The organism is Pseudanabaena sp. PCC 7367 (genome assembly GCF_000317065.1).
Classification (GTDB): Bacteria; Cyanobacteriota; Cyanobacteriia; order Pseudanabaenales; family Pseudanabaenaceae; genus Thalassoporum; species Thalassoporum mexicanum.
In genome coordinates, this window is the sequence record NC_019701.1 from 2535464 (window position 1) to 2549592 (window position 14129).

Annotated in this window: 15 protein-coding genes; 6 read left to right on the top strand and 9 right to left on the bottom strand. The window is 46.3% G+C overall.

Features of this window, described 5'->3' with window-relative positions; translation table 11 throughout:
• Nucleotides 1-47: 47 nt before the first annotated feature.
• A complete protein-coding gene (locus PSE7367_RS10055) occupies nucleotides 48-620 on the bottom strand; it encodes an IS630 family transposase (protein WP_041698386.1) in 573 nt (190 codons plus the stop codon).
• Between the two features lie 16 nt (nucleotides 621-636).
• Nucleotides 637-1002: a helix-turn-helix domain-containing protein gene (locus PSE7367_RS10060; RefSeq protein WP_041698387.1), complete on the bottom strand. Its 366-nt coding sequence runs from the start codon at nucleotides 1000-1002 to the stop codon at nucleotides 637-639.
• Between the two features lie 71 nt (nucleotides 1003-1073).
• Here PSE7367_RS10060 and PSE7367_RS10065 point away from each other — a divergent pair, with 71 nt between their 5' ends.
• On the top strand, nucleotides 1074-1388 hold the full coding sequence (locus PSE7367_RS10065; protein ID WP_015165247.1) for a hypothetical protein: 315 nt from the start codon (nucleotides 1074-1076) through the stop codon (nucleotides 1386-1388).
• Nucleotides 1389-1397: 9 nt separating this feature from the next.
• Here PSE7367_RS10065 and PSE7367_RS10070 read toward each other — a convergent pair whose 3' ends face one another.
• The gene (locus tag PSE7367_RS10070; RefSeq protein WP_015165248.1) at nucleotides 1398-1994 is read right to left on the bottom strand and encodes a hypothetical protein; all 597 of its coding nucleotides are present in this window, start codon (nucleotides 1992-1994) and stop codon (nucleotides 1398-1400) included.
• 245 nt (nucleotides 1995-2239) lie between these two features.
• Between PSE7367_RS10070 and PSE7367_RS10075 the strand changes: the two genes are divergently transcribed.
• From PSE7367_RS10075 to PSE7367_RS10090, 4 genes are all read left to right on the top strand, one after another.
• A complete protein-coding gene (locus PSE7367_RS10075) occupies nucleotides 2240-2692 on the top strand; it encodes a phosphomannose isomerase type II C-terminal cupin domain (protein ID WP_015165249.1) in 453 nt (150 codons plus the stop codon).
• Nucleotides 2693-2855: 163 nt separating this feature from the next.
• Nucleotides 2856-3962, top strand: a complete 1107-nt coding sequence (locus PSE7367_RS10080) for a DegT/DnrJ/EryC1/StrS family aminotransferase (protein ID WP_015165250.1) — start codon at nucleotides 2856-2858, stop codon at nucleotides 3960-3962.
• A complete protein-coding gene (gene purU, locus PSE7367_RS10085) occupies nucleotides 3959-4831 on the top strand; it encodes a formyltetrahydrofolate deformylase (RefSeq protein ID WP_015165251.1) in 873 nt (290 codons plus the stop codon). Before PSE7367_RS10080 ends, purU begins: the two co-directional genes overlap by 4 nt.
• Nucleotides 4832-5013: 182 nt before the next feature.
• Entirely contained in the window at nucleotides 5014-5952 is a 939-nt protein-coding gene (locus PSE7367_RS10090) for a methylenetetrahydrofolate reductase (RefSeq protein ID WP_015165252.1), read from the top strand.
• On the opposite strand, the gene PSE7367_RS10095 is transcribed toward PSE7367_RS10090, so the two are convergent.
• The 6 genes from PSE7367_RS10095 to PSE7367_RS10120 form a co-directional block, all read right to left on the bottom strand.
• Nucleotides 5885-6970, bottom strand: coding sequence for an N-acetylmuramoyl-L-alanine amidase-like domain-containing protein (locus PSE7367_RS10095; RefSeq protein ID WP_015165253.1), 1086 nt, complete (start codon nucleotides 6968-6970; stop codon nucleotides 5885-5887). The genes PSE7367_RS10090 and PSE7367_RS10095 overlap by 68 nt on opposite strands.
• 191 nt (nucleotides 6971-7161) lie before the next feature.
• Nucleotides 7162-7641 (bottom strand): 2-C-methyl-D-erythritol 2,4-cyclodiphosphate synthase, encoded by a 480-nt coding sequence (gene ispF / locus PSE7367_RS10100; protein ID WP_015165254.1) that lies wholly within the window; start codon nucleotides 7639-7641, stop codon nucleotides 7162-7164.
• A 15-nt stretch (nucleotides 7642-7656) separates the two neighbouring features.
• Nucleotides 7657-8232, bottom strand: coding sequence for a pentapeptide repeat-containing protein (locus PSE7367_RS10105; protein WP_015165255.1), 576 nt, complete (start codon nucleotides 8230-8232; stop codon nucleotides 7657-7659).
• A 408-nt stretch (nucleotides 8233-8640) separates the two neighbouring features.
• Nucleotides 8641-10269 carry a chaperonin GroEL gene (gene groL, locus PSE7367_RS10110; RefSeq protein WP_015165256.1) on the bottom strand — a complete coding sequence of 543 codons (1629 nt, stop codon included), beginning with the start codon at nucleotides 10267-10269 and terminating at the stop codon, nucleotides 8641-8643.
• A gap of 187 nt (nucleotides 10270-10456) precedes the next feature.
• Nucleotides 10457-10765 carry a co-chaperone GroES gene (groES, locus tag PSE7367_RS10115; RefSeq protein ID WP_015165257.1) on the bottom strand — a complete coding sequence of 103 codons (309 nt, stop codon included), beginning with the start codon at nucleotides 10763-10765 and terminating at the stop codon, nucleotides 10457-10459.
• A 778-nt stretch (nucleotides 10766-11543) separates the two neighbouring features.
• The gene (locus PSE7367_RS10120; RefSeq protein WP_015165258.1) at nucleotides 11544-12341 is read right to left on the bottom strand and encodes a pentapeptide repeat-containing protein; all 798 of its coding nucleotides are present in this window, start codon (nucleotides 12339-12341) and stop codon (nucleotides 11544-11546) included.
• Nucleotides 12342-12863: 522 nt separating this feature from the next.
• Here PSE7367_RS10120 and PSE7367_RS20400 point away from each other — a divergent pair.
• Nucleotides 12864-14123 carry a hypothetical protein gene (locus PSE7367_RS20400; RefSeq protein WP_015165259.1) on the top strand — a complete coding sequence of 420 codons (1260 nt, stop codon included), beginning with the start codon at nucleotides 12864-12866 and terminating at the stop codon, nucleotides 14121-14123.
• Nucleotides 14124-14129: the final 6 nt, after the last annotated feature.

Sequence of the window (14129 nt, forward strand, 5' to 3'; positions counted from 1 at the left end):
TTCAGTATAAAATTCTACATGCTATGAAAACCAGTATACAGCGCATTTCAGATTAGAGACGCACAGAGATCGGCCTCAAGGAACCAGCCCATAATATCGTCTAGAGAAACCTTGGCAAGAGCGTTAGAAATAGCTTTATGCAAGTCATCATAGTCCCTGGCCGCCCAAGAGCGTAGAAACTGTTTCACCTTTGACCACAGCATCTCAATCGGATTTAGCTCTGGTGAATAAGGCGGTAAGTAAACCAAGTGAGCACCGACGGACTCAATTAACTCTCGCACAGGATCAACCTTATGTACACTGAGGTTATCCATAATCACAATTGCACCAGACCATAGGTTAGGCAGCAATTTATCTTTGAGATAGGACACGAAAGTATCAGTATTATTGCTACCAGTAAAAGTAAAATTAGTCAGCACACCGCGTAATGCCATAGCCCCAATTATAGTAACGTTTTTGCCTCGAGCAAGTGGTTTACTAGCATAGGCTCTCTCACCTAGAGTAGCCCTTGCATACAACCTGGTCATTGCCAGGTTAACGCCTGTCTCATCAATGAATACCAGGTTTTCCATTGCCTGTGGCCAAAGCCAGCGTTGATAATCTGCTCTCAGCTGTTGCACTCGTTCTGTATCCCTTTCATCGGCGTGAAAAGTTTTTTTTTCGAGTTAACTCCTGCCTTTGCAACGTACGGCACATGGTTGGTTCTGATACCCTGATGCCAGTACGTTCATACATTTGCTCACATAACTCCGACAGTGTGGCATCATTTTTAGCGGCTACTAACTTTGCTAACTCAGCCAGAGCAGCTTCATTAAACTTGGCTTTTGCTCCTGCCTTGTATGGAATTGGCTCAACTGAACCAGTAGTGCGATAAAGTTGGAGCAGCTGATGGACACTGTCTTTACTAACGCTGAATCGGGTTGCCAACTCACGGATTGAACCTTCTTTATTTTCGTACGCTGTGACTATGCGCTGACGCAAATCTAGAGAATGGGCTCTCATACTTTTTGATTCTTACTTTACTCCTATCATGTCATATTCTATTGCGGAATCTGCTGTATTGTGCTTATACTATGGCAAAAGAAATTCCGATAAAAGCAGAACCAGAAGAGTTCCGAAATGCTTGTAGTGATGGATACGTATATGGGATATGCACATACTACGGTGATAAAGCAACAAAAAAGCTGCATGTATATGTTGAGCTTGGGAAGGAAGTAAGCCTTAGTGATAGAAATAAAAGTGATTTATTCTCAGATAGGAAAAAATTTATTGGTTGCACAGTTTACGCATCACTGACTAGAGAGGAAGTCGATGAAGGTAAGTTTATTGGCAAGCTGGGGGAAGATATCGACGTTACTGTCATGCTAGTTGATCAAATTTCAAATTAATTTGTACAACTAAACTCTACGTTTACCCTTGGGGCTGACTTGTATATACTCAAGTTCACCACCTTCATCTATAAACTGAACCAACTCTCCGACTTTCATTTTTGTATCGCCAATTCCCTTTACAGAAACACAGGCTTCTATGTTTCCTAGTTCTTGAGATTTGGTATTGTATTCAAGAATATTAAGTATGTTTCTAAGGCTTTTTGTAGATCTGGAAAAAAAGTTTTCTTTAAGCTTGATTGAAGCCCATAAAACAGAAACTAGCAAACCTAAAACCATTAGCCATTCTTTAGGAAAGGAAGGCGAATCGTTCTGTTCAATTTGCTCATAAGGCTTTTCGTGATTTTTTCTAATGGAATCAAGGATACTTTGCCACTCTTGATCCAATATCTTTTCTATCTCTTCCAGTATTTCCACAAAAGCACTAATGGTTTCTGGAGAATAGAAATATTTGATAGAAGAGCTATTACGGTTTTCTTTTTGACTATTTAGGATTTGAGGAAAACCAGCTAAAATAGAGCTTGGTTCTAGCTTATTCTGTGAGCGAAGCTCCAAGAAAAAATCCAGCAAGTGATTTTTGTCTTTCAGAAGTATTGCTGTATCCATTGTTCAAACCCATTAGAGATAGATTAGTTAGTTTTTAAGCCTTTAGGACTATGTATGACTCTAATAATATTCTTCAGCCATGTCTTGAATATAACAGATATTATTACTCTCAATACGTTTGAGATACTAATGGTTAATCCATGTGTAATGTAAGCTAATCGAAGTTTTCAACGTCACTCTTTTCAAACTGCTATGCTATTTACAGTCTTAGTAGTCATAATTAATTAACTCTTAGGTTTAGGGTAATGACACAAGCGCAAGAAGTTTCCACCTCAATCTCTAATCTCAATGGTGCTAGTAGTGATTTAAATAATTCCAATGGCTTAAGCCCAACCCCTAGACCCTGGGGCTCATTTACGGTGCTAGAAGAAGGGCGTGGTTATAAAATCAAGCGGATCGAAGTTAAGCCAGGTCATCGTCTCAGCTTGCAAATGCACCACCATCGCAGTGAGCATTGGATTGTCGTTTCTGGCACCGCCAAGGTCACCTGTGGCGATAGCGAAATCATGATCAGCAGTAATCAATCGACCTATGTACCGATGTGTACGCGCCATCGACTCGAAAATCCTGGTGTAATTCCGTTGGTGATCATTGAAGTGCAAAATGGTGAATATCTGGGCGAAGACGATATCACCCGGTTCCAGGATGATTATGCCCGTGCTAATAATGGCAATAACGGCTCTAATGGTGCTAAATAATCGCAATTTAACTTTAAACTCGTGGTAATCGATAGAATCACGATCGCACCGATTACCCCAAACAGATTAAATCGCCAAAAAATCCCTAAACCTAAGCGATCTAAGATTTAATAGGTTAAGAATATAGTTTTAGGCAGTTTAGGAAATACTAAACAAATTTGGCGTGGTTAAAGTTCCCCCCTTCGATGCAACCGAACAATTTCGACAGATTGGCGATCAAATAAATCAAGCGGTCGCGGCGGTGTTGGCTTCTGGCCAATATGTTGGCGGCTCTAATGTCAAAGAATTTGAGCAGGAGCTGGCTGCTTACGTGGGTTGCACCGATGCTGTGGCCTGTAATTCTGGCACCGATGCGCTGTATCTGGCACTGCGAGCCCTGGGTATTGGTGCTGGTGATGAAGTGATTGTGCCGCCATTTACTTTTTTTGCTAGTGCAGAAGTGGTTAGTTTGGTTGGTGCAAAGCCGGTATTTGTGGATATTGAGGCCGATAGCTTTAATATCGATGTGACCAAAATCGAGGCCGCGATCACCGATCGCACCAAGGCGATTATGCCCGTGCATTTATTTGGTCGCCCCGCAAACATGACCGCAATCATGGCGATCGCCAAGCAACACAACCTCTATGTAGTAGAAGACTGCGCCCAGGCGATCGGTGCCACCTGGAATGGTCAGCAGGTGGGCAGTATTGGTGATGTGGGTTGTTTTAGCTTCTATCCCACCAAAAATTTGGGCTGTTGTGGGGATGGTGGCATGTTAACCACCAGTAACCCAGATCTGGCACAGCAAAGCCGAGTAGTTAAAGAGCATGGTAGCCCCAAACGTTATTATCACAGTACGATCGGGATTAACTCACGCATGGATGCGGTGCAGGCGGCGATCCTGCGGGTGAAATTGCCCTACCTGGACAAGTGGAATCACCTGCGCAAAGAGGCGATCGGCCGCTATGATCAATATCTCAAGCACATTGACGGCATGATCACGCCCAAGCATTGCCCCGGCAGCGTGTGGAATCAATATTCAATTCGCTTTGCCCATGCCGATCGGGACGCGATCCAAGCCCAAATCAGAGCACAGGGCGTAATTACAATCACCTATTACCCGGTGCCGTTGCATCTCCAGGATGCCTATGCTGATCTGGGGCATAAGTCAGGTGATTTCCCCGTTTCAGAACTAGTCAGCCAGCAGGTTTTGTCATTGCCAATGTTCCCAGAGATTAGCGATGAACAGCAGCAATATGTGGTGAATACGCTCAAGGATGCGCTGGCATGACTACGGCTACCCTGTTGGTTTCCTGTCCCGATCAAAAAGGTCTGGTGGCCAAGGTAGCTGACTGGCTCTACTCCCACAATGGCAATATTATCCATGCCGATCAGCATACTGATGCCTCGGCTGGTTTATTTTTGATGCGGGTTGAGTGGCAGTTAGCTGGTTTTAATTTAGAACGCCAGGAGATTGCCGCTAGTTTTCAACCTTTGGCGGCGGCGATCGATGCGAAATGGCAACTCCACTTCTCCGATCGGGTACGGCGGGTAGCAATTTTTGTGACTAAGCAAGACCATTGTCTCTATGACTTGATTTTGCGGCACAAGTCCGGTGAAATTAACAGCCAGATCCCGCTGGTGATTGGCAATCATCCCAACCTGGAAGCGATCGCCCATAACTTTGGGATCAACTTCCACCATGTGCCGATTACGGCCGAAACCAAAGCCACCCAGGAAAAACTCCAGCTTGATTTGTTGCACCAATACCAGATCGATTTAGTGGTTCTGGCTAAATATATGCAGGTGCTCAGTCCTCAGTTTTTAGCGGCCTTTCCCCAGGTAATTAATATTCACCATTCCTTTTTGCCTGCTTTCCCTGGCGCAAAACCCTACCATCGTGCCTATCAGCGCGGCGTAAAAATTATTGGTGCTACGGCTCATTATGTGACTGAAGATCTAGACGAAGGGCCGATCATTGAGCAGGATGTAATCAGGGTTTCCCATCGAGATGCGGTGGCTGACTTGATTCGCAAAGGCAAAGACCTGGAACGGATTGTGTTGGCGCGGGCGGTGCGATTGCATCTAGAAAATCGCGTGTTAATTTATGGTCAAACGGCTAAGTCAAAGCTGGGGCTCAGAACAGTAGTGTTCGATTAGTTGCCAACTAGGTTTTAATTTTTGCTAAAGTGCTGTTAATAAATTGTCTGTGAGCATAATTGCCTGTGGGTTTGCCCTGAAATAACTTATCTGTGCTTGGGGCATTATCATACTTATACTTAGGTACTTAGAGGTACTTAGGGAACCATTTTAAATCGTCTTAATTCAATTGGGCTAACGCTTTGGCTAATCCATCTAATCAATCTGATCAGGTCAAATCAACCACATCGCTGCTGGGTCAAGCGATCGCCGATCGCAAATTCTTGGTTACGGCGGAAGTTGCCCCTCCCAAAGGTAGCGATCCATTTCATATGCTGGAACAAGCCAGACAACTCAAAGGCCGAGTTCATGCGATCAATCTCACCGATTCCAGTCGGGCGGTGATGGCAATGAGTCCGTTGGCAGCCTCTGTGTTGGTGCAACAGCAAACGGGAATCGAAGCGGTGTATCAACTGGCCTGCCGCGATCGCAACCGGATCGCACTGCAAGGGGATTTGTTGGGGGCAAGTGCCCTGGGCTTATGCAATATTCTGGCGTTGACCGGTGACCCAGTCAAATCGGGCGATCATAAGGATGCTAAGTCTGTGTTTGATCTTGAATCGGTGAGGTTGCTCAAACTAATTGCCAAACTCAATCAGGGGATTGACATCAATGAAAAGCAACTTGCCAATGGTGGTACAAACTTGCTGGCGGGGGCAGCGGTCGATCCGCAATTGGGGAGTTGGTCAGGATTGGTGCGCAGATTTGAACGCAAACTAGAGGCTGGGGCGCAGTTTTTCCAAAGCCAGTTGATTACGGATTTCGATCGCCTCGATAAGTTTATGCATGAGGTGGGGAATGCCAGCGGTAAACCAATCCTGGCGGGGATTTTTCTGCTCAAGTCGGCCAAGAACGCCAGATTTATTAATAAATATGTGCCGGGGGTAAACATTCCTGATTCGATTATCGATCGCCTTGCCCAAGCGGAGCAGCCATTACAGGAGGGGATTGCGATCGCGGCGGAACAGGTCAAAATGGCCAAAGATATTTGCCAGGGGGTGCATTTGATGGCGATCAAAACTGAACACCTGATCCCGCAAATTCTTGATCTGGCTGGGGTTGAGCCGATCGCCCAGGACTGATCGGTCTGGCCACCAGAATGCCGATCGCCTGCGGTTGCCGCGCAATATAGGCTTGTAGATCATGGGAAACCACCACCCTGCCCACTGGCGAGGCATGAATCAAACCAAAATTGCCATCACTATGTCGATAGGCCAAGCCCGTATGAGTTACGTCTAGACCTTCGATTTCAGTGGCGATCGCAATGATGTCACCCGGTTGCAGTTGACCATAGGCAGCGCGAATCTTGTCCGTTGGCACATAGGATATTTGCTGAGTATTGATGCCTTTTTCCATCGCTGTGATGCAATCTCGATTAGCTTTGCTACCGATCAGCTTGGGATAGAGCTGCCAATGGTTACTCATAAATCGGAGCGGTTTATTGAGCGGAAGACCACCCAGGCGATCGCCAATTTCCACCACCTGCCCCCGCTTTTGATTGTCATTAATCCAGTCGGAAAAATAATGTAATCGACTGCAATAACCATTAACCTCGCCATCGCTATAGCGCAAGCTCTGCACATTCTTAGCCAGAGTGGTAGGGGTATAGTCTTCAACTGCTACGCCCATTGCCAGAGCCAGGGCTATTTCCACCAGCAATACACAATCGAATTGAGTCAGCGAAACAACCAGCTTTTCCTGGGGCGATCGATCCAGCAAACCTTCCCGATAGCCAGAGCCAATTAATTGCGCCGCCATGCTTTGCACCATCTCGCCATAGGATTGTTGATGTAGCTCCTGGGCGATCGCCACTTGCATAATTTGCTGGAATTTGGGATCACTAGCCGGATCGAGTGCAGCTAATAATTTGCGATCGCTGGTTGGTGCTTGCGTTAAAGTTACTGATTCTGGATCATCAATAATTTTGGTTTGAGGAGCAGTAGCGATCGATTGCTTTGAAGAGTGGGTGAAGCTGGCTGCATATTGATCATATTGAGCCACATATTGCAAATCATCAGCCAAACCAAGACCAGTCTGGGATGGGACTAAATTGGCAATTGGCAGCAGACTAATCAGAGCAAGGGCGATCGCTGAGTTCATGATGACTGGCAAAAATTGATGATTCTAAGATTCAAAGCTCTGGCCATAATGGCTAATTAAATCTATTGATTGCTGATATTGACTGATTTATGACGACAAATGTTCTCTAGTCTAGATTGCAGTGATGTTAAGCGATTTAGCAGCATTCAACTACGCTAATTTGTGGTGATATGGAATCCTGCTCTAGGCTGTTACACAGGCGCCAATAAAACTACCGCATGGGTAGCGATCGCTTGCTTATGACCAATCGCATCTAATTTTTCATTTGTGGTCGCCTTCACGCTCACTTGCGAAACATCGATCGACAGGGCAGCCGCGAGGCGATCGCGCATTAATTTAATATGCGGCTTTAGTTTCGGCGCTTCCGCCACCACCATCGCATCAATATTGCCAATCTGCCAACCCTGAGCCGTAATAATCTGGTTCACTTCCTTGAGCAACTCAATGCTGTCTGCCCCAGCCCATTTGGGATCACTGGGCGGGAAGTAATGGCCAATGTCGCCCAATGCCAATGCCCCCAACATCGCATCCATGATCGCGTGAGTCAACACATCCGCATCGCTATGCCCCAGCAAGCCTAGCGCCGATTCGATCGTTACGCCACCGAGAATCAAGGGGCGATCGCTAACCAACTGATGGATGTCGTAACCATTACCAATCCGTATATTCATGGACATTTATGACGTTTAAACTTCAGTGGTATTGGGTCGCATTTGATAAATATTGCCATCGGGCATGATTGCACCCCGAAAATCCGCCCCAGCTAGGTCAGCATCGGTCAAAATCGCTTCATGGAGATCGCTGCCACGCAGATCGGTTTTATGGAATATTGCCCCAGTAAAATTCGCACCCCGCAAATCCGCCCCCTTAAAATTTGCCTCCGACAGATCAGCATTGATTAATTCTGCCACCCCCAGATCAGCAGCACTGAGATCGGCCTTACATAAACTGGCACGGTTTAAAGAAGCGCCGCGCAAATCAGCCGAGCTAAGATCCGCATTGGCAAGGTTAGCCTCCTTGAGGTTGGCTCCGCGTAAACAAGCCGCACTGAGATCGCAACTACTCAGATTTCCTCTGCTCAGGTCTGTGCCGATTAAATCACTGCCACTGAGATCGACCTTACTCAGGTTTGCCCCGGCTAGTTTTGCACCCCGCAAATTTGCGCCGCACAAATCAAGGTTCTGCAAGCTGCCATTATTTCTGACATTATTCCAGTTGGCAACGCTCTGTTTGAGCAATTCCACCTGCTTGTCGATCGCCATCTATTTCCCATCTCCTGTGCTACCAGCTAGCTTTGACTAGTGTTTTATTGCTTCACCAAATCCGCTAGCCTGTTGATCCCCGTTTCCTGTCACATATCATCCTATATTAACTAACTAAACAAATTCTTAATATATTTTATTCCCTAAACTTTGTCGGTTGGCTACTATTAGCGCCTGGCCATTCACAAATGGCATTAAGACCTCCCACAAAAAGCATGAAAATAAAGCATAAAAATAAGGATGCACACGATCGCAAATGATCAGGCATCCTTACTCCAAGTTATTCAATACTCTAAGTTATTCAAATATTCATCAAATATGCAACTGAGCGCGAAACCAATTGACCTGGTTTAGATTATTAGATTAACTGGTCTCTTCTCTAGTTGATTACTTGATTAATAATCGAAATTAATAATCGAAGTCACCGCCCATACCGCCAGCAGGTGCAGCTTCTTTCTCAGGCTTATCAACCACAATACATTCGGTGGTCAAAATCATGCCGGCGATCGAGGCCGCATTTTGCAGCGCCGAACGGGTTACCTTGGCTGGATCGACAATTCCAGCGGCAAACATATCTTCAAAGCCACCATTCATGGCATTAAAGCCAACATTAAAATCGCCCTTTTCCTTAATCCGCTCGGCAATCACTGCCCCATTAAAACCAGCATTTTGAGCAATCCGCTTCACTGGAGCCAATAGCGCCCGTGCCACCATCATTGCGCCGGTTAGTTCCTCGCCAGCCAGATTGCCACTAGCCCAGGATTCTAAGTCTGGCGCTAGATGGGCGTAGGTAGTACCGCCACCGGGTACAATCCCTTCTTCAACGGCGGCCTTGGTTGCATTAACTGCATCTTCAAGGCGGAATTTCTTATCCTTCATTTCCGTTTCAGTGGCAGCCCCCACCTTGATCACGGCTACACCACCACCCAACTTGGCTAGGCGTTCTTGCAGTTTTTCCTTATCAAAGGAAGAATCACTTTCTTCAATTTGACGACGGATGCGTTCACAACGAGCCTTGACTTCAGCTTCATTGCCTTCGGCTACGATCGTGGTGCTGTCCTTGGTGATGGTGATGCGACGTGCCTTACCCAGGTCTTCCAGCTTCACTGCTTCTAGTTTTAAACCAGCATCCTCGGTAATCAACTTACCACCAGTTAGTACGGCAATATCTTCGAGCATTGCTTTACGGCGATCGCCAAAACCAGGAGCTTTTACGGCACAGACATTGAGGACACCCCGCAGGCGGTTGACCACCAGAGTAGCCAGGGCTTCTTTCTCAATATCTTCAGCGATGATCAGCAACGAACCACCAGCGCGAGCTACCTGCTCCAATACTGGCACAAGATCCTGAATCATGCCGATCTTTTTGTCGGTGAGCAATACCATCGGCTCATCGATCACTGCTTCCATCCGTTCCGCATCGGACACAAAATAAGGGGAAATATAACCCTTCTCGAAGCGCATCCCTTCGGTGACTTCCAGTTCGGTAGTCATGGACTTACCTTCTTCGAGCGAGATTACGCCTTCTTTGCCGACCTTGTCCATTGCTTCGGCGATCATATTACCCACTTGCTCATCGTTGCCAGCGGAGATTGTACCCACCTGGGCGATCGCGTTAGAGTCTTCTACGGGGCGAGAATGGCTGGCGATCTTATCAACCAAATAGGTCGTGGCTTTGTCGATACCGCGCTTAATCGAGATTGAATTAGCACCAGCGGCCACGTTGCGCAGACCTTCCTTGACGATCGCATGGGCTAAAACTGTGGCGGTGGTAGTACCATCCCCAGCCGCATCATTGGTTTTGGAAGCAGCCTGACGGATCAGCGACACACCAGTGTTTTCCACATGGTCTTCTAGTTCGATTTCCTTGGCGATCGTGACCCCGTCATTAATGATCTGGGGTGAGCCAAATTTTTTCTCTAGAACTACGTTTCTGCCCTTGGGGCCCAGGGTCACGGCCACAGACTCGGCCAGAATATCCATCCCTTTTTCGAGGGCGCGGCGCGCATCTTCGTTATAAATAATCTTCTTAGCCATATCTGGTATTTACCTATTTTTACCTATTTCTATAGTTAACTATGATTTCAAGGATTTCAAGATTTTGATAATTAGCGGCGATCGCTATAACTTTTAATCAAACTTGGTGTTAGTCGATCGCTGCTAAACCCAACCCAGCAATGACTGCCGATTGGTAAGAATGCTAGTTTCAGCTCAGAAATTCCAGCTAAGAAACGATCGCCAAAATATCTTTTTCTGCCAACAGGATATAGTCGTCATCAGCAATCTTGACATCGGTGCCAGCATACTTGGAGTAAAGCACCTTGTCGCCAACTTTGACCTCTGGTTCTTGGCGAGAGCCATTTTCACTGCGCTTGCCAGGACCCACTGCGGCAACTTCACCGACCTGAGGCTTCTCTTTAGCGGTGTCGGGTAGAAAGATGCCGCCAGCGGTCTTTGCTTCCTTGGCGCTAACCTTGATAAAAACTCGATCGCCAAGGGGTTTGACGGTAGATACATTTAAAGTTGTTGCCATAGTTTCCAATCCTCAACGCTAATGCTGTTAGTGAATATCAGTGAATAACAATTCTGTGAATACAAGCCAACCGATTTCTATACTTAACTGCTTAAACTGCTTAACTGCTCCACCAAAGATCTGACCAACTTTGCTGTCCGATCGACAGGGATCGACTAGCTCGCTGCCCAGAGGTCAAATGTTAAGCATGAGAAATTCAGTTATCCTTTATCCTTTCTAAACTCGACCCTGCATGTGATCAATCAATATCAAGCAATTAATTGAATTATGGCCACGACCAAGCTGAAGACGCTGAAGGCTGTGACAAAGTAATTAATCGAATTGAAATACCTGTGCGATCGAGTCAAACCCTTACTATATAGAATTAATAATCTAGTCAGGGGGAGTCGAGTGACTTTATGGGCTTAGCACTCTCACTCGCTGAGTGCTAATTTATCGGAAAGCTGGAACCAACTTCGAGTGTGGTTTACCGAACTATGCGATCGAGAGCAGGTTTAGAAATTTTGAATATGCAGGCTGAACGTTAACCAAACAGGGCTATTCAGGCACTTATCAAACCTTGGTGTAATCAAAAATACTCGCTAACGAAATAGCTAAGGTTTATAGACGATCTACTACTCGACCACGTTAATTATGATTGGTCGCACTCTTGCAAAAGAGCTATCACAATCGCAAATTAAGCATCAAATTCTTTGTGGTGGACTACTGTGGACTACTACAGTAACGAAAAGCCAGAGTTTTCAAAGATTTAGTCGCACTGAGCTTAGTTATCCAGCATTTAGAGATGCACCGTGCCATCCGGCATGATCGCACCAGTTAAAGTAGCCTGCTGCAAATTAGCTCCTTCTAGATCGGCCTTGCTCAAATTAGCCCCCGTTAGATCGACCCGGCACAAATTTGCTCCCCGTAAATCAGCGCTGATCAACCTGACACCGATCATATTAGCCATTTGGAGCTGCGCCCTGGTGAGATTAACCCGATTCAGGTATGCCCCGACTAAATTGGTGTCGGTCAAATCGGCCTCATATAAATTAGCGTCATTTAAAATCGCACCGCGCAGATCGGCAGAGTGGAGATCGACTTTAGTTAAATCCGCCCAATTCATAAAGGTAGACAGCAAGCAAGCCTGGCTCAGCCGAGCTTCCCTCAAGCTGGCCATTCTCAGGTTAGTTAATAGCAGTCTGGCTTTGCCTAGTTTGGCCTGGTCGAGATTGGCACGACTGAGATTAGTTTCACTCAGATTTGCGCGATCGAGATCGCTGGCGATCAACTTGGCTTCAATTAGCTCCGATTCCACCAATCTCACCTTACGCAGGTTCGAGCCACTGAGATCGACTTGGTTTAATCTGACCCCATCTAGCCTGGTGCCACGCAGGTCTTCATTACAAAAACTGCGCTCGCCTAATTGATAGCGTCTGGCGAGGCGGTGGCAAACATCCTGGTCATAGGTGGAACGGTTTGCCGGATGCGACTCAGCGCGATCGCGATCAGAACCAAGCACCTGACTAGGGCGATCGATTTGTGACCAATGAGCACTGCCAAGGGCGACATCCTGTTGATCTGGGTGATTGCTCATTAGAAATTAATTACACAAATAATATGGTTACTAGACCAATTCAAATATTACCCCCAGCCCCAGCCCCATAATGGCGGGGAAATACCCTATTGCTTAGTTAAACTTAGAGTTGCATTTTGGAAACGATCGCCAGAAAACCCTATCCCTTCATTATCGATCGTTTCTTCTTGAACTAAATATATTTAATCAGGTTGACGCTCCACGCCTAAATCAAGCACCTGAATCAAGCACCTGAATCAAGCAGCTAAATCAGGCAAAAGCATTGGCGATTGATAAACAGCCTTTATTACTACGTCGATCGGTGGTCATAAGATTTAATTACCGCCGTATCTTAAAGAATATGATTAAATTAAAAATCCTGTTACACTGGCAGCCTAGATTTGGCTATGCTGTCCAGTTGAGCTTTTGGGCATTTGTAGTAGTATTTACCTAATGCAGCCCTAATGTCGCTAAGATTAAGTTTCCAATTGACAGGCTAGCTAAAAATTTAGAATCGATCGGTAGCAAAGGTAGTAGTGGCTTATGGTACAAGATAATCCAAATCCTTCCCCTCAAGAGTCGGGTGCGACAAGTGATCAGCCAGATCAGGCTGTTGGATCGGTTGTGCCGCCCAAAGCAAAATTACAAGCACTAAGCCTCAAGGCCGTGCAAGCCGTGATTCCACCATTGGCGAAGTTAACTCGGCAACTGGAGCAGGCAGCCTCCGCTGAATTAGAAAATAATGCGGAGCCATCTGAATCTTCTGAATCTCCTGAATCCTCTGAAGCTCAAAGTGATTCTGGTGCTGCGCCTGCGAAATACCTGGCCATGGCTCGATCGCAAGCGGCGAAATTATTACAACTGTTGCTCCAAGGTTTGCAAAATCTGCAACAAAAGCTAACCCAGAGTTTAGAAAATCAGCCGATTGCAACACCAGCTACATCGACGACCACGGCAGATCCTACTGGCTCAGCGATCGCTGCTGAAGAACCCATTGCCCCACTCCCTGCGGCACAGGATGGCGATCCCTTTGCCCAAAATAATCCCAAGGGACAATTTAAAGAATTTGGTAAAGTGGTGGTGACCAATACGATCTTTGTGCTGGATTGGCTCGATCCCAGGGTGGCTAAATATTGGCAAAAATTCTCTAGCCTCCCCGTGGTGCAAACCAACTGGCAGAAAGTAGAATCCAGCGATTACTGGAAAAAGTTTGTGACGGCGGCAGGATCGCTATTGCGTCCGCTGGGCGAAAAGGCTGCCAATGCGCCAGATGCAGTCAAAACCATCTTGAGCAAAAAGGCGGCATTGATTTTTATCCTGGTGGTGCTGGTATTTTTGAATATCACTAAACCGCTGGGCATCTTTCATCGCAATCCAGTAGCCAAAGCACCACAACCAGTTGCTGCCCCCAACCAGGTGATTTCTGAACCGATCGATCTAGAACTTGTGCCCCCCGAACGTGGTGATGCGCCAATCTCGCCTGAAAAAATCATGATCGCGGATATTCAAGATCAGGTGATCGAGGTGTCCAGTAAGTATGGCGAAGCCTTGATCAAATCAGTTAAAACCAACTTTCGGCTGGGGCGATTGGTGGTGCAGTTAAATGATTCCTGGTATCAGCTTGATCCATTACAACAGGAACGACTGATGGCTGATTTGTTGGGTCGATCGCAATCGCTTAACTTTAAAAAGCTGTTGGTTTCTGATGCTGATTTGAACCTGGTGGCGCGCAGCCCGGTGGTCGGCAATCAAATGGTGATTTTGCGCCAAGCGATCACAAGTAACGATCAAGCAATTAACTAAAACTTT